The following is a 24,513-nucleotide window of genomic DNA, read 5'->3' on the forward strand; positions in this document are numbered from 1 at the left end:
CCGCCCAGCAGCCGTCACAACACCACCTTGCAGTGAGAAAGCAGAACAGAATGCGACCTCTGTCCATCGAAGGCGCCTGGGTCCACGAGCCGAAGGTGTTCCCCGACGACCGCGGCAGCTTCCACGAGTGGTTCCGCAGCGCGGACTTCCGGGAGGCCACCGGCCAGGACCTCAGCCTGGTCCAGGCGAACTACTCCGTGTCCCGTCGGGGAACCCTGCGCGGCCTCCACTTCGCGGATGTGCCGCCCAGCCAGGCCAAGTACGTCAAGTGCGTACGCGGCACCGTCCTGGACGTCATCGTCGACATCAGGGTCGGCTCCCCGACGTACAAGCAGTGGGAGATCGTCCGTGTCGACGACCAGAACCACCACGCGGTCTACATCTCGGAGGGCCTCGGCCACGGCTTCTTCGCCCTGACCGACGACGCGACCGTGGTCTACCTCTGCTCCGAGGGGTACGCGCCCGAGAGGGAGCACGGCATCAATCCACTCGATCCCGAACTCGCCATCGCCTGGCCCGAGGACATCGAGCCGCTGCTCTCCCCCAAGGACGAGCAGGCGCCGACGCTCGCCGAGGCCGAGCAGCAGGGGCTCCTGCCCCGCTACGAGGACTGCCTCTCCTTCCGGGAGCAGTTGCGGGCCCGCTGAACCGGGCACGGGGTGCGCGGGTGCACGGGGTGCGCGGGGGCACCACCCGCGCATCCCACACCTCGGAACAGGCGGACGTCCCGCCCGGCCGCTCGCGTAGCCTGACCGCCTGAAGACAGCGCCTCCTCGGAACGGGAACAGCACGTGTCAGGAGTCAGGCAGGGCGTCGCAGAGGCCCGCAGGATCGTGGTCAAGGTCGGTTCCTCATCCCTCACCACCGCGGCGGGCGGCCTCGACGCCGACCGGGTGGACGCGCTCGTGGACGTCCTCACCAAGGTGAGGAGCGGCGGGGAGCGCGAGATCGTACTCGTCTCCAGCGGTGCCATCGCGGCCGGGCTCGCCCCGCTCGGACTGCACCGCCGGCCCAAGGACCTGGCCCGGCAGCAGGCCGCCGCCAGCGTCGGGCAGGGGCTTCTCGTCGCCCGCTACACCGCCTCCTTCGCACGTTACGGCGTACGGGTCGGCCAGGTGCTGCTCACCAGCAACGACACCAGCCGCCGCGCCCACTACCGCAATGCCTACCGCACCCTCGACCAGCTCCTGGACATGGGTGCCTTCCCGATCGTCAACGAGAACGACACCGTCGCCACCGACGAGATCCGCTTCGGCGACAACGACCGGCTCGCCGCGCTCGTCGCCCATCTCGTCCGCGCCGACCTGCTGGTCCTGCTCTCGGACGTGGACGGCCTCTACGACGGCGATCCCAGCACCCCGGGCACCTCACGGATCGCGGAAGTGGCCGGCCCCGAGGATCTCGCGGGTGTCGTCATCGGCAGCGCGGGGAAAGCGGGCGTCGGCACCGGCGGCATGGTCACCAAGGTCGAGGCCGCCCGGATCGCCACGGCCGCCGGAGTCCCGGTCGTCCTCACCTCGACGAGTCAGGCGGCGGACGCCCTGGCCGGGCGCGACACCGGTACGTACTTCCGCCGCACCGGTCGCCGCTCGGCGGACCGGCTGCTCTGGCTCGCCCACGCCTCCACCCCGCAGGGCTCGCTCACTCTCGATGACGGAGCCGTGCGGGCGGTCGTCGAGCGCCACAGCTCGCTGCTGCCCGCCGGAATCGCCTCGGTCGAGGGTGAGTTCAGCGCGGGCGACCCGGTGGAACTGCGCGACCTCGAAGGCCGTGCCGTCGCCCGTGGGCTCGTCAACTTCGACGCCAAGGAGATCCCGCAGCTGCTCGGCCGTTCCACCCGCGACCTGGCGCGGGAACTCGGTCCGGCATATGAGCGCGAGATCGTACACAGGGACGATCTCGTCGTCCTGCACCCCTGACAGAGCCCCTGAAACGGCTGAAAGTCCAGCCTCGGGACAGGGACCTTCACGAAAACCGCCCCATCGTCGGCCGAGGACTGGTCAACTTTGTCACGGTGACACAGCGGGGTACAGAGCACAGCAAACGCATTCACAGGAGGCCGCCGGTGAGACGAGCGCGCCCGGGGGCGCCGCCCCGAGGAACGGGTGGCCGGGCCCTGACCAGCGTGGGAGCGGGTGTCGGCTTCGACGGGAGCCGATCCGTGGACCGCGGATACGAACGGACCACGGGGCCCGAGCCCGCGGCGGCGGGGGAGGAGCGCACCCCGTCAAGACTCTGGCACGTCACGCTCAGTGTCTCGGGGGCCGAGTTCCCGCTGAAGGAGATCAGACGCGGTCTCGAACAGCTCGCGCACGACCACCCCTTCCTGCTGACCAGCAGGTACGCCAACGACCACGCGGAGATCCGCTACTGGGAAGAGGCCCGTGACCTGCACGACGCGGCGGCCGTCGCGCTGCGGCTGTGGGGAGAGCACCGCTCCACCGCCGGGCTTCCACCCTGGGAGATCGTCGGTCTGGAGGTCATCGACCGCGAGACGTATCACCAGCGCGTGGCCGAGGGATACGGACCGCCCCCGGCCGCCCCGGTCGGCGTGCACCCGTACTGAGTGCGTCGGATCCTGGGCAGTTGTCTCGCATCACGGGATAGTGACGGATGCCCGCAGTGTGCGCACTACGCTGCGGGCATGACCACGCTCTCGCCCTACGACAACATGTCCCCGGTCGCCCAGGCGGCCTACCGGGCACGCTCCGCCGCCGCCGACATCGCGCCGTTGCCGCGCGCGGTGAAGGACGACGCGCTGCTGGCGATCGCGGACGCGCTGGAGGTGCGCACGAGCGAGATCGTCACGGCCAACGCCGAGGACGTCGCCCGTGCCCGGGAGGCCGGGACCAGTGAGTCGATCGTCGACCGGCTCACCCTCACCCCGGAGCGGATCCGTGCCATCGCCGCCGACGTGCGGGACGTGGCGGCTCTGCCCGACCCGATCGGCGAGGTCGTCCGCGGCTCGGCCCTGCCGAACGGCATCGACCTCCGACAGGTCCGGGTGCCGCTCGGCGTGGTCGGGATCATCTACGAGGCCCGGCCCAACGTGACGGTCGACGCCGCGGCCCTCTGTCTGAAGTCGGGCAACGCCGTCCTGCTGCGCGGCTCGTCGTCCGCGTACGCGTCCAATGTCGCCCTCGTGCGGGTGCTGCGCGACGCCGTCGGCGGCTCCGGCCTTCCGGCCGACGCGGTGCAGCTGGTGCCGGGCGAGAACCGCGACTCGGTCCGGGAACTGATGCGGGCCCGAGGTCTCGTCGACGTCCTCATCCCGCGCGGCGGCGCCTCGCTGATCCGTACGGTCGTCGAGGAATCCACCGTTCCGGTCATCGAGACCGGAACCGGCAACTGCCACGTGTACGTGGACGCGCAGACCGACCTCGACATGGCCGTCGCCATCCTGATCAACTCCAAGGCGCAGCGCCCGAGCGTCTGCAACGCCGCCGAGACGCTCCTGGTCCACAAGGACATCGCCGCGGAGTTCCTGCCGCGCGCACTGGACGCGCTGGCCGACGCCGGGGTGACCGTGCACGGGGACGAGCGGGTCCTCGCGTACGCCGAGGGTTCCAAGGCCACCGTGGTGGCGGCGACGCCGGAGGACTGGGAGACCGAGTACCTCTCGTACGACATCGCCGCGGCCGTCGTGGAGTCGCTGGACGCCGCCGTCGCCCACATCAGGCTCTGGTCCTCAGGTCACACCGAGGCGATCGTGACCACCTCCCAGGCCGCTGCCCGCCGCTTCACCCAACTGGTCGACTCCACGACCGTGGCCGTGAACGCGTCGACGCGCTTCACCGACGGCGGCCAGTTCGGCTTCGGTGCCGAGATCGGCATCTCCACGCAGAAGCTGCACGCCAGGGGCCCGATGGGGCTGCCGGAGCTGACCTCGACGAAGTACATCGTCACGGGCGACGGCCACGTGCGGTGACCGTCCGGGTTCGGTGAATCTCGCGGGCTCCCTGCCCAGAACCACCCGGCAGGGCTAGTCTGGAGCCGTGCCGGACGACGTGGGGGGCAGGCCGTTCCCGGACGGCTGGGAGCCCGACGACGACCGCGGGGGCGCGGACGAGGACTTCGCCTCCGTGGTGTTCGACGAGGACTTCGTACGGGCCGCGGAGATCCATGAGCCGACCGCCGTGGAGCGGCTGCTGGCGGCTGCACAGGCGCGTGCCGAGGCCGAGGCGTCCCGGGCGAGGGCGGGCGGCGGTCCGCCGGACGACGAACTCTACGACGAGGGATATGGACCGGGCGGCGCATACGCCCGCGGGAACGCCTATGGCGACCCGCTGGACCCTGATGACGACGACGCGTACGACAGCGGCCCCTACGGGCGACACGGCGGCGCCCTGCGCCCCTACCGAGGTGCGGCGCGCTGGCACCGGCCGGTGGCCTGGCTGCTCGCCGTGCTGATGGGCATCGGAATGATCGCGCTCGCATTCAGCGCCGTTTACCGCAATACCTCGGGCAGCCGCCAGGACCCCGTCCCGCCGCCCGCCACCACCGGTGTGGACAGCGTTCCCCGCCGTGTCCCCAGCGCCGTCCCGTCGGCCCCGGACGGCTACCTGCGGCCCACGGTCTCAGCGGTCCCCCGCGTGGGCTGAGACAGCCCGTCCGGCGCGTGGGGTGGGACGACCGGTCCGGTGCGCCTGACATATCCGCTTCCGTTCCGGTCTCCGCGCCCTTCCTGAAGGCGGTCGGCGGTGTGCGGGGCAATTCGGAGACGGTTCTCTCGCGGCTGAGCGTTTACCCCGGTCGTAATCGACCTACCCTGAAGATGTGACGCCTCTCTACGAGGCGGCTTCTCACTCGTCCGTACATGCGCAGTCATTCGACGTCATACGAACTCATGACGGACAGGCCCTGTCCGAGGCCGTACGGCCGACGCAGAGCGAAGCGTTTCGGCCCCGGCCGGTGACGTGGAGTCGGGAGAAGTCATGGCAGACCGCGGAGAACCACCTGAAGGTCCGCCCGAGAGCACCCCGGGCGGCGGTGACGACGAGTACCGATCACTCGTCTTCGACGAGTCGTTCGTGCGCGCTGCACGGTTGAAGGAATTCTCCGCCGAGGAGCGCATGGAAGATCACGCCCGGGCCGTACGGAGCCTCCCGGCCCGGGGCTTCCGGGCCGGCTCCAAGGCCGCCGTCGCCCTGGTGATCCTGATAGCCCTGGCTTTCGGAACAGCCGTGTACATGGGCTTCCGCCACCCCTACCAGGCGCCCGTCGGCAGAAAGGTCGAACCTCTGAGTTCGACCGTTGTACCCCTGGCACCCCGGGGTGCCGTGCCCGGCGGGACCGCCGCCGGCCTTCTCGCGAAGAGCCCCGCCGCCCAGTCCGAAACGGGTGCAGCAGGCATCAATCTGCCCGCGGTCCGGGCGACGGACAACTTCTCGGACAGCCAGGTGGAGGCGGCCCTGAACACGGTCAAGGACTACCTGGTGGCATCCTCGCTCGACCCCGACGTCCTCACCGGGAACGCGGTGCGCCCGGTCGAACGGCTGCTCGACCCGGACCAGACGGCTCAGTTCGACCGCAGCATGAGCCGGCCGGCCGACGACGGCCGGCATGCCGCGACCGGCTGGCTGGTGCGATTCGACGCGGCGAAGGTGGCCCTGGCCGCTCCGGACATACGGGTCCGGGGCACCCTGAGCTATGCCGAGGCGGGGTCCGACACCCTGGAGGTGACCTCGGACCACACCTTCACCTACACGCTCCGCCCGGCCGCATCCGGGCCGCAACGCGCAGGCGGCGCCTCCCTCTTCACCGTGCGGCGCGAGCTGCACTTCCGCTTCGACCGGGAAGACCTGCGGCTGCACCGCCTGGAGCTGCGCACCAGTTACGTACTGGCCGGACCGCAGTCGTGTCCGACGGACAGCAGCGGTGCGCTGCGGCCGCTGCTCGCCGGGCAGCACGCTGTCTCCGGCGTCCCCGTGGGCACCGACCCGTACGCGACGGGCCGGCCCACGGCGGCGCTCTGCGGAACGCTGGCGGTCAGCTCCCCGTAGCGCCCGGCTCATCAGGACTCTGGGGCTCCTGGGGCTCCTGGGACGTCGTAGAGCCCGCCGGGCCGTCCTTGGCGCTGTTCCGGCCCGCTGCGCCGCCGCCTCCTTGACCGGTGAACTTGTCGCGGAGCCTGCCGCCCAGATCCCCGGCGCCGCCGGCTATGTCGCCGACCAGCTTCATCAGCGGATCCTTGCTGGTGCGCACCGCGTCCGCGTAGTGCGACGCGGACTCCCGGAGGGAGTCCGTCACCGAGGTGTCCTTGTCCTCGTCGCGCCGCGGGTAGTGGCCGTCCATGATCCGCTGGTAGTCGCGGGTCTCGGACCACTTCTTCAGCTCGGCCGCGCGCACCGTGGTGAAGGGGTGCGAGCGGGGCAGCAGATTGAGGATCTTGAGCACCGAGTCGCGGAGATCGCCGCCCTTCTCGTACTCGTCGGCCTGGGCGAGGAAGGCATCCACATTCATCTCGTGCAGATGATTGCCGCCCGCGATCTTCATCAGGCCGCGCATCGAAGCCTGCAGGTCCTGTCCGACCAGCAGTCCCGCCCGGTCGGCCGACAACTCCGACTTGCGGAACCACTCGCGCAGTGCCGTCACGATCGCCATGATCGCGACATTGCCGAGCGGGATCCAGGCGACCTTCAACGCGATACTGGTGAGGAACAGCAGAATCGTGCGGTACACGGCATGACCGGAGAGGGCGTGTCCCACCTCGTGGCCGACGACGGCCCGCATCTCCTCCTCGTCGAGCAGCTCCACCAGGCCCGTCGTCACCACGATGATCGGCTCGTCGAGACCGATGCACATGGCATTGGGCTGCGGGTCCTGGTTGACGTACATCGGCGGGACCTTCTCCAGGTCCAGGATGTAACAGGCGTCCCGCAGCATGTCGTTGAGATGGGCGAACTGCGCGTCGCTCACCCGGACGGAGTCGGAGAGGAAGAGCAGGCGCAGGCTGCGCTCGGGCAGCAGGCCGCTCAGTGTCTTGAACACGGTGTCGAAACCGCTCAGCTTGCGCAGGGCCACCAGGGCCGAGCGGTCCGCCGGGTGCTCGTAGGCCCGGGACGAGATTCCCGCGAAACGCCTGCGCTGCCTGCTCGGCACGCTCTCGCGGCTCTCGTGGCTGCGTTCGGTCATGAATTGGGCCCCCTGTTCGTACGAGACGTCGCTCGCCCCCTGACACAACCCAGCGTAGGCGCTGGGGCTACGGTGTGCGGGGGGCTGTGGATAACTGAGGAGACGCCCGACATGCCGCATACCGTTGCTCTGCTCGCCACCGCATCCGAGGCGCAGGGGCCCGGCAACACGCTTCGTATCGTGCTGCTCGGCTCGCTCGTCGGAGCCGTCCTGCTCGGCTGGTTCCTGCTTCGCGGATACCGCAGCGACGACAACAACGACTGAGTCGGCGTGAGCGTGCCAGGGACGCCCGCATACGATGTGCGCGACGTCTTCCTTCCGACTCCCGATCGATAGGTCCTGCCGAAGATGAGCCTCACGAGCACCGCGAACCAGCTGGTCACTCTCGCCGCCGAGGGCGGCGAGCACGGTGGCAACCACGAAAGCCTCAGCCCGTATCTCACCGGAGGCGGTGCGTTCGTCGTGCTGCTGCTCCTGCTGTGGATCACCACTCGCTTCAACCGCGACCGCTGAGGCGGAGGCGAACAGCTGTGCCAGTAGGCTCTGCACGCATGGGAGAGCAGGAAGTGCCTACCGGCCGCAAGAGGCGCCGAATCGGCGTGATGGGCGGGACGTTCGACCCGATTCATCATGGACACCTGGTGGCGGCCAGCGAAGTGGCCGCCCAGTTCCACCTCGACGAGGTGATCTTCGTTCCGACCGGGCAGCCGTGGCAGAAGAGCCACAAACACGTTTCCCCGGCGGAGGACCGCTATCTGATGACGGTCATCGCGACGGCGTCCAACCCGCAGTTCTCGGTCAGCCGGAGCGACATCGACCGCAGCGGGCCGACGTACACCATCGACACACTGCGGGATCTGCGCGCGATCCACAGTGACGCGGACCTCTTCTTCATCACGGGCGCTGACGCGCTCTCGCAGATCCTCACCTGGCGGGACGCCGACGAACTGTTCTCGCTCTCCCACTTCATCGGTGTGACGCGGCCGGGGCATGTGCTCACGGATCCCGGACTGCCGGAGGGCGGAGTCTCCCTCGTGGAGGTGCCCGCGCTGGCGATCTCGTCCACGGATTGCCGTGAGAGGGTCGCCAAGGGCGAGCCGGTCTGGTATTTGGTGCCGGACGGTGTGGTCCGCTACATCGACAAGCGCCAGCTGTACCGCGGCGAATGAGCCACGCAGAGGGGCACCGGTGAACGACCGACAGAACCCGTACGACCCGTACTACCAGCAGCCGCAGATCATCGGCTACGACGCGTACGGGCAGCCGGTGTACCAGCAGCCCGGGCAGCAGCCGTACGACCCGTACGCGCCCCAGCAGCCCCAGCAGCCGCAGCAGCCGCCTCAGGCGGAACAGGGCTACGGGTACGACCCGTACGCCCAGCCGCCGCAGCAGCAGCAGCCGCAGCAGACGTACGACCCGTACAGCTCACAGCAACCCTCGTCGGCGCAACCGCCTCAGCAACCGCAACAGCCTGGGCAGCAGGCGTACGGCGGCTACGACGGTTACGGCTACGACACCGGCCAGCAGCCCGCCGTGGTCGAAACCACCCAGCAGTGGAACATTCCGCAGCAGGCCGCCGCGCATCCGTCCGCGCCCGCCCCCGCCCCCGTACCCGCCCCGGCCCGGCAGGAATCCGAGCCCGGCTTCGAGGCGGAGCCGGAACCGGCCGTCCCCGGGCAGCGCCGAGCCGGCCGCGACTACCGCACCGAGCAGTTCTCCTTCATCGAGGAGCCCGACGAGGACTCCGAAGACGTCATCGACTGGCTGAAGTTCACCGAGAGCCGCAGCGAGCGGCGCGAGGAGGCGCGGCGCCGCGGACGCAACCGCATGGTCGCGCTGATAGTCGTGGTGGTCCTGGTCGTGGTCGGCGGTGCCGGCTACCTCTGGTCCGCCGGAAAGATCCCTGGCCTCTCCGGTTCGGAGAAGGACAACACCGCATCGGCGGGCCCGCAGGAGCGGGACGTCATCGTGGTCCATCTGCACAACACCAAGAACGGCGGCACCTCCACGGCGCTGCTCGTCGACAACGTGACGACCAAACAGGGGACCACGGTCCTGCTCCCCAACGCGCTCGCCGTCTCCGACGACGAGGGCGTCACGACCACCCTCGGCAAGTCCGTCGAGGACGACGGCACCACCGGCACCCGCGAGTCCATCGACTCGCTGCTCGGCACCAAGATAAGCGGCACCTGGCGGCTGGACACCCCTTACCTGGAGACCCTCGTCGATCTGGTCGGCAACATCGACGTCGACACCGACACCGATGTGCCCGGCGCGAAGAAGGGCGAGGCCCCCCTCGTGAAGAAGGGCGAGGCGCAGACCCTGAGCGGCCAGATGGCCGTCGCCTACGCCACCTACCGGGCACCCGGCGAGGCTGAGACGAAGCAGCTCACGCGGTTCGGGACCGTCATGCGAGGCGTTCTGCGGAAGGTGTCGGACGACCCGAAGGCGGCCACGGTCACCGTGCAGACGCTGGCGCAGATCCTCGACCCGTCGCTCCCCGAGAAGGACCTCGGTGCCTCGCTGGCGAAGCTCGCGCAGCACGCCAAGGGCGGCGACTACAAGACGGCGCTGCTGGCCGTGCAGGCCGACGGCACCCTCTCCGAAGCTGCCACCGAGAACGTCGTCAAGGACATCCTCGGCGGCACGGTGAAGGCACCCGACGCCGACGCGGCGGTACGGGTCGGGATCAAGAACGCCACCGGCGACACGGACGGCACGGAGTCCGCCCGGATCAAGCTGGTCAACGGCGGCTATGCCTTCGTCAGCGGTGGAACGGCCGAGGCCGTGCCCCTGTCCGAGGTCGTCTACAAGAGTGCGGCGGACAAGGAGAAGGCGACACAGGTCGCCAAGACCCTCGGCCTGCCGACGAGCGCACTGAAGCAGGGCAAGCCTGCCGCGAACGCGGATGTGACCGTCGTGATCGGCCAGAACTACAAGATCAAATGACCGCGGCCGTGTCACTCGAATGACGCCGATTCGACCGTCGAACGTTCGCTGCGTGGGCTGTCGGCGGTCCGTGAGACCCTAGAGGTCGATCTGACCGCCGACGAAAGCCTGCTTGTGACCGCCACGGACCGCTCCATCGAGCTCATCAACGCCGCCGCTCAGGCGGCCGCCGACCGGCTCGCACACGACATCATCGCGTACGACGTCAGCGACGTGCTGTCGATCACAGACGCCTTCCTGCTGGCTTCGGCCCCCAACGACCGCCAGGTCAAGTCGATCGTCGACGAGATCGAGGAACGGCTTCAGAAGGAGCTCGGCGCCAAGCCGGTCCGCCGTGAGGGCGACCGCGACGCGCGCTGGATCCTCCTCGACTACGTCGACATCGTCATCCACGTCCAGCACAGCGAGGAGCGGATCTTCTACGCGCTGGAGCGCCTCTGGAAGGACTGCCCCGAGATCGCGCTCCCCGAGGACGCCGTCAAGACCCGGGGCAAGGCCGCGGAGCACGCCGAGCTCACCGGCAGCACGGAAGGTGAGCAGAGCTGAACGGCAGCAGAGGCGGCAGAGGCCGCAAGATCGTTCTCTGGCGGCACGGCCAGACGGCGTGGAATCTGGAGCGCCGGTTCCAGGGCTCCACGGACATCGCGCTCACCGAAGCCGGTGTCGGGCAGGCCCAGCGGGCTGCCCGGCTGCTCGCATCGCTGAGGCCGCACGCGATCGTGGCCTCCGATCTGCAGCGGGCGGCGGACACCGCCGCCGAGCTCGCCGCGATCACCGGCCTCGAAGTGGCGCTCGACGCGGGACTGCGCGAGACCTACGCGGGCGCGTGGCAGGGGCTCACCCACGAGGAGATCGTCGAGCAGTACGGCGAGCAGTACGCCGCGTGGAAGCGCGGCGAGCCCGTGCGCCGCGGCGGCGGTGAGTTGGAGACCGAGGTCGCCGACCGGGCCGCCCCGGTCGTACTGGGACACGCCGAGAAGCTGCCCGACAGGGGCACGCTCGTCGTGGTCAGCCACGGCGGCACCATCCGCACCACCATCGGCCGGCTGCTGGGCCTGGAGTCGCACCACTGGGAAAGCCTCGGTGGGCTCACCAACTGCTGCTGGTCGGTGCTGGGCGAGGGGGCGCGGGGCTGGCGCCTGCTGGAGCACAACGCCGGCACTCTGCCGGAGCCGGTGCTCGGCGACGACACGTAGAGGGCACCCGGAGCGCCGACGTCCGGAGTGCCGGCGCCTGCCGGTGGCGCGGGCCCGCACGGTGGGCGAAGGCCCGCTTGGGCGCCGTCGGCCGGATTTCACTTTCGGGCTGGTCACAGGCTAAAGTTCTTCTTGTTCGCAGCGCGGAAACGCAGGGAAACACAGCGAACAGCGGGGCTATAGCTCAGTTGGTAGAGCGCCTGCATGGCATGCAGGAGGTCAGGAGTTCAATTCTCCTTAGCTCCACAATCAAGATCCCGTCCCCCTCAAGGGATGGGATCTTTTCTTTCCCTCCGACAATTGGGTCGCTCCCTGCGACGGTTGGGCCTTCGGTTTCGCCTGGCAGACCGTCCTCTGACCGTGCGTCCGGTCACGCCTCGCGGCGTTGCCGCAGCGCCTCCCCCGGTCACGCCTTGCGGCGTTGCAGCAGCGCCGCCACGGGTCATGCCTTGCGGCGTTGCAGCAGCGCCGCCACGGGTCATGCCTTGCGGCGTTGCCGCAGCGCCGCCACCTGTTGCGCGCTCTCCTCGTCGGCGGGGGTGTAGGCCACGATCCGGCACTCCGGCAGGCCGTTGACCGACAGCGACACCGAGGTCATCCGTATCTCGGCGGTCGCCGCGCGGTGCCGGAAGGTCTTCACCCGAGGTCCCGGCGGGGCGACATCGCCGCTGAGCCACAGCTCGGCGAAGTACGGGCTGGCGGCCGAGAGCCGTTCGACAAACGACTCCCAGGCGGGCTCGCCCGTATGACGCCCGTAGGCGCCCCGGAGCGTGGCCACCATGATCGGTAATTCCTGGTCCCGGTGGACGATGGGGCAGGCGTCCTCGTCCACCGTGAACAGCGTCCACAGCGCGTTGCGTATGCCTGTCCCCGCCATTTCGAGAAAGCCGAACAGGTCGCGATAGGCGGGATTGGTGGCCAGGACGTCGTACCGCGCGTTGTAGACCACGGCGGGGTGCGGATCGAGCGCGTCGATGATGCCCTGGATCTCGGGCCCCACCTCTATCGCGTCTGCCTGCCGGCCCGGGACGCAGGCCACCTCGGCCAGGTGGTAGAGGTGTTCGCGTTCCGGGGCGTCCAGCCGGAGGGTGCGGGCCACGGCATCCAGGACCTGCGGTGACGCGTTGATCGGACGGCCTTGTTCCAGCCAGGTGTACCAGGTGACACCGACACCGGAGAGCTGTGCCACCTCCTCGCGGCGAAGGCCCGGGGTGCGACGGCGCAGTCCGGGCGCCATACCCACATCGGCGGGTGTCACCCGCGCCCGGCGGTTGCGCAGAAAGGCCGCGAGCTCCGGACGCCGCCGGTGCTGATCCTGCCGATGTGCCGTCACCATTGCCACACCCCCATCGTCGGTGCTCCGCCGGGGAGTTGCCAGGTGGTGTCAGTACCAGCATCAGCGGGCTCTCGTTACCCGTATGCGACCGGGACCAGGCTCGGTGCCATGACGACGACCTCAGAGGCGACTCCACGTTCCGAAACCAGTAAAGACGCCACCACTGACAAACACCCCGGACGCGTGCTCGCCCTGGTGCTCGCGGCTCAGTTCATGGCGTTGATCGATGTCTTCATCGTCAACGTCGCCGCCCCGACGATCCGGAGCGAATTCGGCGCTTCCGGAGCGGGGCTGCAGCTCGTCGTGGCCGGCTACACCGTCACGTACGCCGTGCTGCTCGTCATCGGCGCCAGGCTCGGCGGCCTGCTCGGGCACCGCCGGGCGCACCTGGCCGGACTCGCCGTCTTCACCGCCGCCTCGCTGGCCTGCGGTCTGGCCGCCGGAACAGGCCAGTTGATCGCCTTCCGGCTGATCCAGGGGGCGGGTGCGGCGGTGATGATTCCGCAGGTACTCAGCCTCATCCAGCGCCATTTCGTCGGCGAGGCACGGATGCGGGCGCTCGGTGCCTACAGTGCGGTGCTCGCCATCGGCGCGGTCGCCGGGCAGGTGGTCGGCGGCGTGCTGGTCAGCGCCGATCTGTTCGGCACGGGCTGGCGGCCGGTCTTCCTGGTGAACGTGCCGATCGGGTTGGTTCTGCTGGTGCTCGGCCTCCGCGTGCTGCCCGGCGAACCGCGCACAGGAACCGCCAGGGTCCAGGCGCGGGCCCGCGGGCTCGATCTGCCCGGACTGGTGCTGCTGGCCGCCGCCGTCACACTGCTCACCGTCCCCCTGGTGCTCGGGCAGGAGTTGGGCTGGCCGGTCTGGTCCTGGGTCTGCCTGATCGCCTCCGTGGGGTTCTTCGCCGGTTTCGTCGGGTACGAGTCACGGCTGGCCGCGCGCGGTGGTGCGCCGCTGATCGCGCCCAGGGTGCTTCGCGTTCCCGGTATCGCGATGGCGGCGCTGCGCATTCTTCTGGTGATGGCGGTCAACGCGGGCTTCCTCTTCGCGATGACGCTGCACGTCCAGGGGGGTCTGGGCTACTCGGCGCTGCGCGGGGGGCTGATGTTCGCACCGACCGCGCTGGTGTTCGGTGTGGTCGGCCTGACCTGGCGGCGGTGGCCCGGGCGGCTCCAAGCCGCCCTGGTGCCGGGTGGGTTCGTCCTGGCGGCCGTCGGCTCCGTGGCCGTGGGGCTGTTGATGCGGGACGGCGGCGACGGCGGAGTCTGGTTCTATGCCGCTTCCGCGGTCGTGGGCGGCGGCATGGCGCTGGGCTTCAGTCCCACCCTTACGGGGGCGTTGGCGAACGTACGTCCGGAAGACGCGGCTGATGCGAGCGGCGTACTGGTGACCGTCACCCAACTCGGCCAGCTGATCGGCGTCTCGGTATTCGGCACGCTCTATCTCAACCGCCTTGACGCGTCGGGGACGCAGGGCTCGGCGCATGCCTTGTGGGCATGTTGTCTCGCACTATCGGTGGCCGCTGTCGCGGGTGCGTCGACGGGTCTCGTGCGGCGTCGGTGACCGACCGGTTGTCGGGCGGGCTTCCCCCCTTGCGGGGTCATGGCAGAATCGGATCGCCGGAGGGGGCGACGGACCGAACGGGAGGGAGCGCGCGATGCCTGCGAGCCGCCACGAGGTCCCGGACCTGCTCCTTGTTCCCGGACGCGGCGCCCGTGCCGGTCGCCCCGCCGACGATCCGTCCCATCCGGTCCATGTGCTCGGCGCGAACGGCGGAGTCCTTGATGCGTGTACCGCCCGCGGCCTGAGCCGGAGCTGACCCATGGGTGCACACAGGCGTAAGTGCGACTGGTGCGGCAGTGGTACGCCCATCGTCAGGGACATGGATCCGATCAATCCGGATTACCAGTACTGGTGCGAGGAGTGTGCGCGGGCGCTGATCATAAAGGGCGACCCGATCGAGACCTACCGGGAACTGGAGGGGGAGCCGATCTACGGGCGGCTGCTGGAGGAGCACTGCACGCTCAAGCGCTTCTACTCCTTCGCCACCGCGTGACCCCCTCGTCACCACGCGGCAGAGACGCCGCGCGACCGGTCAAGGCGGAGCGGACGCGAAACGATTTGGTGGAGTGGCAGGGTCACCGGTAATGTTCTCGATGTCGCCAGGGGGACCGGGCGGCACACAGCACGGGGCTATAGCTCAGTTGGTAGAGCGCCTGCATGGCATGCAGGAGGTCAGGAGTTCAATTCTCCTTAGCTCCACAAGGAAGAGCGAGAAGCGGGTCATCCTCACAGGGTGACCCGCTTCTCGCGTATGGACGTCAATCGCGGCTGGGCCCAGAGCCTTCGGTCCGGTGGCCGACAGTGAACCCGGCCTTCCGGAGGTCCGTCGTGCGGCCGACCCCGCTGCCCCCGTCCACGGAGCGGCCGTGCCCGGCCCGGCTCCGAGCCTGTGCGGTACCCTGACGCCATGCGTGCCGTACGCCTTCTGCTTAGCGAGCCGCGCTGATCAGCCCCGACCGGTGAGAATGCCTGGTCGGAATCGGCGCGGCGTCCCCTCCTGTGCGAGGGGATTTTTCGTTTCCGTAGACGCGTGTCCGTAGACATGGGCGCCGGCAGATGACGATCGATGGAGCTTTGAGGACCATGAGCGAGACGAATTCCGCAGCCGAGGCGGCTGCGCCGCACCGCTACACGGCGGCGATGGCCGCCGACATCGAGGCACGCTGGCAGGACTTCTGGGACGCCGACGGCACGTACGAGGCGCCGAACCCGACCGGTGACCTGGCAGGTGATCCGGCACTGGCGGCCAAGCCGAAGAAGTTCATCATGGACATGTTCCCGTACCCCTCGGGTGCGGGCCTGCACGTCGGTCATCCGCTGGGCTACATCGCCACCGACGTCTTCGCCCGCCACCAGCGGATGACCGGGCACAACGTGCTGCACACCCTGGGCTTCGACGCCTTCGGCCTGCCCGCGGAGCAGTACGCCGTACAGACCGGCACACACCCGCGGGTCTCCACCGAGACCAACATCGCGAACATGACCGCTCAGCTGCGCCGGCTGGGCCTGGGCCACGACAAGCGCCGCTCGTTCGCCACGATCGAGGCCGAGTACTACAAGTGGACTCAGTGGATCTTCCTGCAGATCTTCAACTCCTGGTACGACACCGATGCCGACCGGGCCCGCCCGATCGCCGAACTGGTCGCCCAGTTCGAGAGCGGCTCGCGTCCCACCCCGGACGGCCGTGACTGGAGCACGCTGAACGCCGTCGAGCGCGCGGACGTCCTGGGCGGGTACCGCCTGGCGTACGCCTCTGACGCGCCGGTCAACTGGTCGCCCGGCCTGGGCACGGTACTGGCGAACGAGGAGGTGACCGCCGACGGCCGCTCCGAGCGCGGTAACTTCCCCGTCTTCAAGGCCAAGCTGCGCCAGTGGAACATGCGCATCACCGCCTACGCCGACCGGCTGCTGAAGGACCTGGACGGGCTGGACTGGCCCGAGGCCATCAAACTGCAGCAGCGCAACTGGATCGGGCGTTCCGAGGGTGCGCGCGTCGACTTCCCGGTCGACGGCGCAGGCGCCATCACCGTCTTCACCACCCGCCAGGACACCCTGTTCGGTGCCACCTACATGGTGCTGGCGCCCGAGCACGAGCTGGTCGAGCGGATCATTCCGGCCGCCTGGCCCGAGGGCACGCACCCGGTGTGGACCGGCGGACACGCGTCCCCGGCCGAGGCCGTCACCGCGTACCGCAAGCTGGCCGCCGCCAAGTCCGACGTCGAGCGGCAGGCCGAGGCCAAGGACAAGACCGGTGTCTTCACCGGTGCGTACGCGACCAACCCGGTCAGTGGCGAGAAGGTGCCCGTCTTCATCGCCGACTACGTCCTGATGGGCTACGGCACCGGCGCGATCATGGCCGTACCGGCGCACGATGCGCGCGACTTCGCTTTCGCGCGCGCCTTCGAGCTGCCGATGCGCTGTGTCGTCGAGCCGTCGGACGACCGCGGCACGGACCCCTCGACGTGGGACGACGCCTTCGCCTCGTACGAGGCGAAGCTGGTCAACTCCGCCAATGACGAGATCTCGCTGAACGGTCTGGGGGTCGTCGACGCCAAGGCGAAGATCACCGAGTGGCTGCGGGCGCACGGCGTCGGCGAGGGCACCGTCAACTTCCGGCTGCGCGACTGGCTGTTCAGCCGCCAGCGCTACTGGGGCGAGCCCTTCCCCATCGTCTACGACGAGGACGGCATCGCCCACCCGCTGCCCGAGTCGATGCTGCCGCTGGAGCTGCCGGAGGTCGACGACTACTCGCCGCGGACCTTCGACCCCGAGGACGCCGACACCCAGCCCGAGACCCCGCTTTCCCGGAACGCCGACTGGGTCAACGTCACCCTGGACCTGGGCGACGGCAACGGCCCGAAGAAGTACCGCCGTGAGACCAACACCATGCCCAACTGGGCCGGCTCCTGCTGGTACGAGCTGCGCTACCTGGACCCGAACAACGACCGGCAGCTGGTGGACCCGGCCATCGAGCAGTACTGGATGGGGCCGCGCGAGGGTCAGCCGACCGGCGGCGTCGACCTGTACGTCGGCGGCGCCGAGCACGCCGTGCTGCACCTGCTGTATGCCCGCTTCTGGTCCAAGGTGCTGTACGACCTGGGGCACATCTCGTCCGTCGAGCCGTTCCACAAGCTGTACAACCAGGGCATGATCCAGGCGTTCGTCTACCGGGACAGCCGCGGCGTCGCGGTTCCGGCGGCCGAGATCGAGGAACGGGACGGAAAGTTCTTCTACCAGGGCGAGAAGGTCAGCCGTGTCCTGGGCAAGATGGGCAAGTCCCTGAAGAACGCCGTCACGCCCGACGAGATCTGCACCGAGTACGGTGCGGACACGCTGCGCCTGTACGAGATGGCCATGGGCCCCCTGGACGTGTCACGGCCGTGGGACACGCGTGCTGTGGTCGGCCAGTACCGGCTGCTGCAGCGGCTGTGGCGCAATGTCGTGGACGAGGAGACCGGTGAGGTCACCGTTGTCGACGCGGAGCCGGGCGAGGAGACGCTGCGGGCGCTGCACAAGGCGATCGACGGCGTCGGCCAGGACATGGCCGGGATGCGCTTCAACACGGCCATCGCCAAGGTCACCGAGCTGAACAACCACCTGACCAAGGCGGGCGGCCCGCTGTCCCGGAGCGTCGCCGAGTCGCTGGTGCTGCTGGTGGCGCCGCTGGCGCCGCACATCGCCGAGGAGCTGTGGCGGCGACTGGGCCACACCGGGTCGGTCGTGCACCAGGACTTCCCGGTCGCCGATCCGGCGTACGTCGTGGACGAGACCGTGACCTGTGTCGTGCAGGTCAAGGGCAAGGTCAAGGCGCGCCTGGAGATCTCCCCGTCGATCGCGGACGAGGAGCTGGAAGCACTGGCCCTGGCCGACCCGGCCGTGGTCGCGGCGCTGAACGGCGCGGGGATCCGCAAGGTGATCGTGCGGGCGCCGAAGCTGGTCAACATCGTTCCGGCGTGAGGCTGCGGGCGGTCCGGTGTGAGGTGCGGTCCGGTGTGGGGCTGCGGGGCGGTCCGGTGTGAGGTGCGGTCCGGTGTGGGGCTGCGGGGCGGTCCGGTGTGAGGTGCGGGTCGGGTCTGCGTCCCGTGTGACGCTGCGGGGCGTTCCTGTGAGGGCGCGCGGTCGTTCTCGTGTGGGGCCGCGGGTCGGCCCCACACGAGGGGTGCCGACCCGACCCGCGTGACGGTCCGCTCGCACGCGCTGGTCACCGTACGGCGATGTGAGGGCGTTCCCCTACGGGCAGGTTGGGGGTTTCTTCGGAACCCTCAACCTGCTCTTTCCGTTTACGGTGGAGAGGTCGGCACCCGGCAGCAGAAATGACATCCGAGGGGCGCTCATGGAAGCCGTGATCCTGATTCTGGGGTTGCTCTTTTTCGCCTTCATCGCCCTTGGCGTGTACGTGAGCGTCAAGGCGATCGGCGTGGCGAAGCGGGGGGTGGACCGCACGATCACGCAGGCGCGCCGCACCGTCGAGGACACCACGCTGCGGGCGAAGAGCTACGGCCAGGCGGGTGTGGGCGGAGAGCTGGCGCAGCTACGGCTCGCGCTGCGTACATCCATGCGGGCCACGCAGGAGGCGTTGCGGAGGGGAGTTGTCGAGGACGCCTCGCTCTCGGAGTCGCTGGGCCTGTTCCAGCGGCTGAGTGTGCACGGGCGTCAGCTGGACGATGAGCTGAAGAGACTGGAGCGCGAGCCCGACCGGGTTACGGTCGCCTCGCTGCTGCCGGGCCTGAAGCAGCGTACGGAGCGGATCACGCACTCCGCGGACGCGCTGCGATGGGCCGCGCGGGACCGGGCGCAACAGTTCTCCGACGACGATCTGGACGCGCTGAACGCACAGATCGATGTGGAGGCCGGGGCGCTGCGGCACTGGACGACGGAGCCGAACGAGCCGGTCGGGGGAGAGCGACAGGAGCCCGGGGTTCGCCGAGAGCGACAGGAACCGGGGGCCCGGGGAGAGCGACAGGAGTCGGGGCAGCTGCGGGACCATGGGCACGACCGGGGCCGCAGGCAGGGCGGTCAGCCAGGGCAGGGGGCGGGGGCGGCCGATGACGCGGCGCAGGCGATCACGGCTCGGGATCCGCGACGGCAGACCGAATACCTCTGGCAGAAGGCGGCTCGGCCCGAAACGACGAACTGAGCAGTTCGACGACCAGCGGTGACAGGATGCGGTCCGAAGCGTTCGCGAGCGATCATTCGGTCGGGGTCGGACTGCCGAGCCGTGGACGCGCCAGGTAATCTCCCGCTCATGTCCCGCCATGTCGCGATCGTCACCGATTCCACGGCCTACCTGCCGCCCGACGCGATGGAGCGGCACGGCATCACCGCGGTGCCGCTGACTGTCGTCCTTGGCGATCAGGCTCTGGAGGACGGCACGGAGCTCTCCGCCCGCTCCCTCGCGGTGGCACTGCAGAAGCGCCGCCCCGTGACGACTTCCCGGCCGAGTCCTGAGGTCTTCGCCGCCGCGTACCGGGCGGCGGCCGGGGCCGGAGCCACCGGCGTCGTCTCACTGCACCTCTCGGCCGAGATCTCGGGTACGTACGACGCAGCGGTGCTGGCGGCGAAGGACGCACCGGTTCCGGTGCGGGTGGTGGACACCGGAATGGTCGCCATGGCTCTCGGATTCTGCGCTCTGGCGGCGGCGGAGACGGTGGAGGCCGGCGGAAGCCTGGACGAGGCCGTCGCGGCCGCGGAGAAGCGGGCAGCGGGTACCTCCGCGTACTTCTACGTCGACACGCTGGACTATCTGCGCCGCGGCGGTCGCATCGGTGCCGCGCAGGCTCTGCTGGGATCGGCGCTCGCCGTGAAGCCGCTGCTCCAGCTGGACGGCGGACGCATCGAGCTGCTGGAGAAGGTACGGACCGCCTCGAAGGCGATCGCGCGCCTGGAGGAGATCGTCGCGGAGCGGTCGGGCGACGGCCGGGTGGACATCGCCGTGCATCACCTGGCGGCACCCGAGCGGGCCGAGCGGCTTGCCGAGCAGCTCCGCGAGCGGGTGCCCGGGCTGGTCGATCTGCATGTCAGCGAGGTGGGCGCGGTGATCGGCGCGCACACCGGCCCAGGCCTGCTCGGGGCAGTGGTCTCGCCGCGCTGAAGCCGGTGCTCCGGCTTTGTCTCCCGGATCTGGTTTCGTGGTCTCCTCGCGCTTCGTGGTCTCCTCGCGCTTCGTGGTCTCCTCGCGCTTCGTGGTCCCCTCGCGCTTTGATCCCTTCGCGCTTCTTGGCTCCCTCGCGCCTCTTGGTCTCCATGCCCCGGGGGCCACTGGCCGTGACTCTCACGAGCTGCGCCACACCGCAGTCGTGCCGGCCCGGCCCGGATCCTGCTGCGCGTGGACCTCACTCCTGAGGGTGGTCGAGATATCCACAACTGGCCGGTTGTCCACCGAAATCGGGCCTGCTCAGCGGGTGGGGGCGGATGTGCCTACCGTCGTGAGGCATGGCTCCCCGATCACATCGCGCAAGCAACGGAAGCGGCAGCGGCCCCGGCCGGTCCCGTCTCTCGGACGGCCGCGCCGGTCGCGGCCTCGGTCTCCGGCCCGCACGGAGACGGTCGTCGCGCGGACGTGCTGATGTCGTGGCGGCGGCATCGCGCGGTCGGGCGGACGCACTCATGCGGGGTGCGGGGGACGGGCGGGCCGCGCGGCGCATGCCGGGGGCGTCCGCGGCTCAGGCGCCTGCTCCGAGCCCGTCCCCGACATCAATTCCCGCCACGGCTATGGCTACGGCTGCGGCCCCAGCACCGGTTCCGGTATCGGCCCCATCCTCGGTTTCGGCCCCGGCCCAGGTCCCATCCCCGGCTCCAGCCCTGTCCCCAGCCCAGGCCCCGTCCCCAGCCCAGGTCCCATCCCCGGCCCCAGCCCAGGTCTCAGCCTCGGCTCCGGTCTCCGGCTCCGGAACATCGCCGCGGTGGGAGAGGCTGGTTCCGGCACTGCGGGAGCGGATTCCCCTGTGGCTGCAGCTCAGGTGCGGTCTGGAGCCAAAGACCCTTGCCGCGCTGGCCGTTGTCCTGATCGCGGCCGCGGCCTTCGCGGCGGTGCACTTCTGGTCCGCGCGTCCTCATGCGGTACGTGTCCCGGATCCGGTCAACGAGGCCGCGCCCGCCCGGACATCGGCCCCGGTACAGGACGCCGCCGCAGACCCCGATCCGTCACCGGGTCCACCGCCGGTGACGGGGCCCGCCGGGCACATTGTCGTCGATGTGAGCGGGAAGGTGCGAAGGCCGGGCGTTCTTCGACTGCCCTCCGGCGCTCGGGTCGCCGACGCGTTGCGCGCCGCGGGCGGAGCCAGGCCCGGTGTCGACCTGACCGGGCTCAACCGGGCGCGGGTGCTCATGGACGGGGAGCAGGTCGTGGTGGGAGCCCCACCCGGCCCTCCTGCCGCCGACGGTACGGGGGAAGCCGTCACGGGCGGCGGCAGCCCCGCCACCGGACCGGTCAGCCTCAACCGTGCGACCGTCGGACAACTCGACACCCTTCCCGGTGTCGGCCCGGTTCTGGCCCAACACATCATCGACTACCGCACACAGCACGGCGGCTTCCGTTCTGTCGATGAACTCCGCGAGGTCAATGGGATCGGTGACCGCCGGTTCGCCGATCTCCGACCGCTGGTGGGCCCATGAACCACCGTGACGTCCATGCGGCGTCGGGCCGACGCCTGGGCGCCTCCGACCCGCGGCAGGAAGGCCCGGTCGATCTCCGGCTGGTTCCGCCGGCCATGGCGGCCTGGGCCGGGGCGGCGGCGGCGCTGAGCATGCCGGGGCGGTGGACGGCGGTGGGCGTGCTGCTCTGCGCCGGCGCGGCCATGGTGGTCCTGGCGGTGTCGGGAGCGTCGGCGACCCGTGCGAGGCGCAGGCGGTCGGCCGACGCCGGAGAAGGTGCGGCGGAGGGCGAGAGCGCGGTACGCAACCGGTGGCCGCACACCACCACCGCCGTCGCCGCTGCTGCCGCACTGCTCTGCGCGGCGGCCGGCGCCGCATCGGCCGGAATGCATGGTGCGGACGTCCGGCAGGGGCCGATCCATGAGTCGGCCCGACAGTACGAGAGGGTCGAGGCGGAGCTGACGGTGACGTCCGACGCCCGGCAGACCCGGCCCCGGGTACGGGGCGACCACAGCACGCCCGCTTCGCTCCTCATGGACGCCGAGATCACGCGGTTCACCAGGCCCCACGGCGAGGCGCTCCGGCTGCGCACGCCGGTGTTGCTGATCGTCTCGCCCGGCGGGTCGATGGCCCAGTGGCAGGGGTTGCTCCCGTCGACGCACCTGCATGTCGGCGGCCGACTGGCGCCACCGCTGCACGACGGGGAGCGCCATGCCGCCGTGCTCCGGTCCGAGGGCAACGGTCCGCCCCGCGTCATCGGCCTCCCTTCCCTTCCCCAGCGCGCAGCGGGTGCTCTGCGGGGTGGCCTGAGGCAGGCGACCGAGCCGCTCGATCCCGATGCGCGGGCGCTCCTGCCGGGCTTGGTGATCGGTGACACCTCGCGGGTCACCACCGAACTGCACGACGCCTTCCGGACAACCGACCTCACCCACCTGATGGCGGTCTCCGGTGCCAACCTGGCGATCCTGCTCGTCCTCCTGATCGGACCGCCGGGCACGGCGTCGCGCGTCGAACGCCGCGGTCTGGCAGCCCGGTTGGGGATTCCGTTGCGGATGACAGCGTTGCTCGGCGGCGGGCTGACAGTCGCGTTCGTCATCGTCTGCCGGCCCGAGCCGAGCGTGCTGCGGTCCGCGGCCTGCGGACTGATCACCCTGCTCGCCATCGGCACGGGGCGCCGCAGATCACTGATTCCGGCACTGGCCACCGCCGTGCTGCTGCTGGTGCTGTACGACCCGTGGATGGCGCGCAGTTACGGCTTCGTCCTGTCCGTACTGGCCACCGGCGCCCTGCTCACCATCGCACCGAAGTGGAGTGACGCGCTGCAACGGCGCCGGGTACCGCCCCGGCTCGCCGAGGCGCTGGCCGCGGCCGCCGCGGCGCAGGCGGTGTGCGCACCGGTCATCGTGCTGCTGGCGTCCCGGGTCAGCCTGGTGGCGATCCCGTGCAATCTGCTGGCCGAGTTCGCGGTGGCACCGGCCACGGTGCTCGGATTCGGCGCGCTCGCCCTGGCGCCGGTGGCCATGCCGGTGGCGGAACTGTTCGCCCGGGTCGCAGGCTGGCCGACGGGATGGATCGCCTCGGTGGCCCGTACCGGGGCGGCCCTGCCGGGGGCGGAGACCGACTGGCCCGGCGGCGGGAAGGGCGCGCTGCTCCTCACGGTGCTGACAGCTCTGGTCGTGCTGCTCGCCCGCCGCATCGCGCGCCACCCCTGGGTCTGTTCGGCCGCCGTGCTGCTGCTGATCCTCGCAGTGCTCCGGCCGGTGCCGCTCACCCGGGTGCTGACCGGATGGCCGCCGCCTGGCTGGGCGTTCGCGATGTGTGACGTGGGTCAGGGCGACGCTCTTGTGCTGGCCGCGGGGGACGGCGCGGGTGTGGTGGTCGACACCGGTCCCGATCCCCGGCTCGCCGACCGGTGCCTGCGGGACCTGGGCATCAGCGAGGTGCCGCTCCTCGTGCTCACGCACTTCCACGCGGATCACGTACAGGGGTTGCCCGGTGTGCTGCGCGGCAGAGCGGTGGGGGCGATCCAGACAACGATCCTGGACGAACCGCCTGATCAGGTCGCGTTCGTACGGAGGACAGCCGCCGCGAGAGGTGTTCCCCTGGTGCGGGCCCTCCCTGGTGAACACCGACGGATCGGCCCGCTGGACTGGCGGATCCTCTGGCCGACGGGCGGCGCAGGGGTGGGAGGCACAGGAGCCGGAGGCGCTGGGGCAGGCGGCGCAGGCGCAGGAGCAGGAGCAGGAGCAGGAGGCGCTGGGACGGGAGGCGCAGGGGCGGGCGGTGCGCCGGCGGCCCTTGGGGCGGGGCCCGTACCGCAGGAGCCGAACGATGCCAGTGTCACCCTGTACGTCCGGACCGGTGGGCTGACCCTGTTGCTTCTGGGCGACCTCGAACCTCCCGCTCAACAAGGGCTGTTGCGCAGATATCCGGCGCTGCCGCGGGTGGACGTTCTCAAGGTCGCCCACCACGGCTCCGCCCACCAGGACCCCGCGCTGCTGCGCAGCGCGCACCCGAGACTCGCCCTGGTGAGCGTGGGCAGGGACAACCCATACGGTCACCCGGCCGCGCGTACCGTCGACGCGCTCAGCGCCGAGGGAGCGGTCGTGCTCCGCACGGACACCGACGGCGCGATCGCTGTGATGGGTGCCGGGCCGGGGCTGCGGGCGGTGGGCCGGTCATGAGCACGGCTCGTATGGGGGACGCGCAGCTCCGCCGATGTGACGTATGCGAGCGGACCGGTGA

Annotated in this window: 21 protein-coding genes and 2 tRNA genes; 21 read left to right on the forward strand and 2 right to left on the reverse strand. The window is 70.2% G+C overall.

Features of this window, described 5'->3' with window-relative positions:
- The first annotated feature begins 50 nt into the window (after positions 1 to 50).
- The 6 genes from rfbC to ACFVUT_RS11365 all read left to right on the forward strand — a co-directional run bounded on the left by rfbC (position 51) and on the right by ACFVUT_RS11365 (position 6,002).
- Complete coding sequence (gene rfbC / locus ACFVUT_RS11340) at positions 51 to 647, forward strand: dTDP-4-dehydrorhamnose 3,5-epimerase (RefSeq protein WP_389645486.1); 597 nt, start codon at positions 51 to 53, stop codon at positions 645 to 647.
- Positions 648 to 833: 186 nt separating this feature from the next.
- The gene (gene proB, locus ACFVUT_RS11345; protein ID WP_389645769.1) at positions 834 to 1,919 is read left to right on the forward strand and encodes a glutamate 5-kinase; all 1,086 of its coding nucleotides are present in this window, start codon (positions 834 to 836) and stop codon (positions 1,917 to 1,919) included.
- Between the two features lie 146 nt (positions 1,920 to 2,065).
- Positions 2,066 to 2,566, forward strand: a complete 501-nt coding sequence (locus tag ACFVUT_RS11350; protein ID WP_389645489.1) for a hypothetical protein — start codon at positions 2,066 to 2,068, stop codon at positions 2,564 to 2,566.
- A gap of 78 nt (positions 2,567 to 2,644) precedes the next feature.
- Positions 2,645 to 3,928: a glutamate-5-semialdehyde dehydrogenase gene (locus tag ACFVUT_RS11355; RefSeq protein ID WP_389645491.1), complete on the forward strand. Its 1,284-nt coding sequence runs from the start codon at positions 2,645 to 2,647 to the stop codon at positions 3,926 to 3,928.
- A 67-nt stretch (positions 3,929 to 3,995) separates the two neighbouring features.
- Entirely contained in the window at positions 3,996 to 4,601 is a 606-nt protein-coding gene (locus tag ACFVUT_RS11360; protein WP_389645494.1) for a hypothetical protein, read from the forward strand.
- A gap of 333 nt (positions 4,602 to 4,934) precedes the next feature.
- Positions 4,935 to 6,002 (forward strand): hypothetical protein, encoded by a 1,068-nt coding sequence (locus ACFVUT_RS11365; protein WP_389645496.1) that lies wholly within the window; start codon positions 4,935 to 4,937, stop codon positions 6,000 to 6,002.
- On the opposite strand, the gene ACFVUT_RS11370 is transcribed toward ACFVUT_RS11365, so the two are convergent.
- Complete coding sequence (locus ACFVUT_RS11370) at positions 5,989 to 7,134, reverse strand: M48 family metallopeptidase (RefSeq protein WP_389645499.1); 1,146 nt, start codon at positions 7,132 to 7,134, stop codon at positions 5,989 to 5,991. The genes ACFVUT_RS11365 and ACFVUT_RS11370 overlap by 14 nt on opposite strands.
- Before the next feature lie 111 nt (positions 7,135 to 7,245).
- Here ACFVUT_RS11370 and ACFVUT_RS11375 point away from each other — a divergent pair, with 111 nt between their 5' ends.
- The 7 genes from ACFVUT_RS11375 (at position 7,246) to ACFVUT_RS11405 (ending at position 11,525) form a co-directional block, all read left to right on the forward strand.
- Positions 7,246 to 7,398, forward strand: a complete 153-nt coding sequence (locus ACFVUT_RS11375; protein WP_389645502.1) for a hypothetical protein — start codon at positions 7,246 to 7,248, stop codon at positions 7,396 to 7,398.
- 84 nt (positions 7,399 to 7,482) lie between these two features.
- Positions 7,483 to 7,647, forward strand: coding sequence for a hypothetical protein (locus ACFVUT_RS11380; RefSeq protein ID WP_389645504.1), 165 nt, complete (start codon positions 7,483 to 7,485; stop codon positions 7,645 to 7,647).
- Between the two features lie 38 nt (positions 7,648 to 7,685).
- Positions 7,686 to 8,303 carry a nicotinate-nucleotide adenylyltransferase gene (nadD, locus tag ACFVUT_RS11385; protein ID WP_389645507.1) on the forward strand — a complete coding sequence of 206 codons (618 nt, stop codon included), beginning with the start codon at positions 7,686 to 7,688 and terminating at the stop codon, positions 8,301 to 8,303.
- 19 nt (positions 8,304 to 8,322) lie between these two features.
- On the forward strand, positions 8,323 to 10,083 hold the full coding sequence (locus tag ACFVUT_RS11390; RefSeq protein WP_389645509.1) for an LCP family protein: 1,761 nt from the start codon (positions 8,323 to 8,325) through the stop codon (positions 10,081 to 10,083).
- Positions 10,084 to 10,197: 114 nt separating this feature from the next.
- Complete coding sequence (gene rsfS, locus ACFVUT_RS11395) at positions 10,198 to 10,629, forward strand: ribosome silencing factor (RefSeq protein WP_389645512.1); 432 nt, start codon at positions 10,198 to 10,200, stop codon at positions 10,627 to 10,629.
- Complete coding sequence (locus ACFVUT_RS11400) at positions 10,626 to 11,279, forward strand: histidine phosphatase family protein (protein WP_389645772.1); 654 nt, start codon at positions 10,626 to 10,628, stop codon at positions 11,277 to 11,279. The genes rsfS and ACFVUT_RS11400 overlap by 4 nt, the downstream gene beginning before the upstream one ends.
- A gap of 173 nt (positions 11,280 to 11,452) precedes the next feature.
- Positions 11,453 to 11,525 (forward strand) — tRNA-Ala (locus ACFVUT_RS11405).
- 232 nt (positions 11,526 to 11,757) lie between these two features.
- On the opposite strand, the gene ACFVUT_RS11410 is transcribed toward ACFVUT_RS11405, so the two are convergent.
- A complete protein-coding gene (locus ACFVUT_RS11410; protein ID WP_389645775.1) occupies positions 11,758 to 12,615 on the reverse strand; it encodes a helix-turn-helix transcriptional regulator in 858 nt (285 codons plus the stop codon).
- Positions 12,616 to 12,723: 108 nt separating this feature from the next.
- Between ACFVUT_RS11410 and ACFVUT_RS11415 the strand changes: the two genes are divergently transcribed.
- From ACFVUT_RS11415 to ACFVUT_RS11450, 8 genes are all read left to right on the forward strand, one after another.
- Positions 12,724 to 14,175 carry an MFS transporter gene (locus tag ACFVUT_RS11415; RefSeq protein WP_389645515.1) on the forward strand — a complete coding sequence of 484 codons (1,452 nt, stop codon included), beginning with the start codon at positions 12,724 to 12,726 and terminating at the stop codon, positions 14,173 to 14,175.
- A 259-nt stretch (positions 14,176 to 14,434) separates the two neighbouring features.
- Complete coding sequence (locus tag ACFVUT_RS11420; protein WP_073723092.1) at positions 14,435 to 14,668, forward strand: hypothetical protein; 234 nt, start codon at positions 14,435 to 14,437, stop codon at positions 14,666 to 14,668.
- 133 nt (positions 14,669 to 14,801) lie between these two features.
- A tRNA-Ala gene (locus tag ACFVUT_RS11425) sits at positions 14,802 to 14,874 on the forward strand.
- A gap of 384 nt (positions 14,875 to 15,258) precedes the next feature.
- Positions 15,259 to 18,132 (forward strand): leucine--tRNA ligase, encoded by a 2,874-nt coding sequence (gene leuS / locus ACFVUT_RS11430; protein ID WP_389645518.1) that lies wholly within the window; start codon positions 15,259 to 15,261, stop codon positions 18,130 to 18,132.
- A gap of 376 nt (positions 18,133 to 18,508) precedes the next feature.
- On the forward strand, positions 18,509 to 19,312 hold the full coding sequence (locus ACFVUT_RS11435) for a hypothetical protein (RefSeq protein WP_389645520.1): 804 nt from the start codon (positions 18,509 to 18,511) through the stop codon (positions 19,310 to 19,312).
- Between the two features lie 108 nt (positions 19,313 to 19,420).
- On the forward strand, positions 19,421 to 20,266 hold the full coding sequence (locus tag ACFVUT_RS11440; protein WP_389645523.1) for a DegV family protein: 846 nt from the start codon (positions 19,421 to 19,423) through the stop codon (positions 20,264 to 20,266).
- Positions 20,267 to 21,369: 1,103 nt separating this feature from the next.
- Positions 21,370 to 21,789 (forward strand): helix-hairpin-helix domain-containing protein, encoded by a 420-nt coding sequence (locus tag ACFVUT_RS11445; protein ID WP_389645526.1) that lies wholly within the window; start codon positions 21,370 to 21,372, stop codon positions 21,787 to 21,789.
- Positions 21,786 to 24,452, forward strand: coding sequence for a ComEC/Rec2 family competence protein (locus ACFVUT_RS11450; protein ID WP_389645528.1), 2,667 nt, complete (start codon positions 21,786 to 21,788; stop codon positions 24,450 to 24,452). The genes ACFVUT_RS11445 and ACFVUT_RS11450 overlap by 4 nt, the downstream gene beginning before the upstream one ends.
- Positions 24,453 to 24,513: the final 61 nt, after the last annotated feature.

This window comes from Streptomyces sp. NPDC058051, assembly GCF_042885475.1.
Lineage (GTDB): Bacteria > Actinomycetota > Actinomycetes > Streptomycetales > Streptomycetaceae > Streptomyces.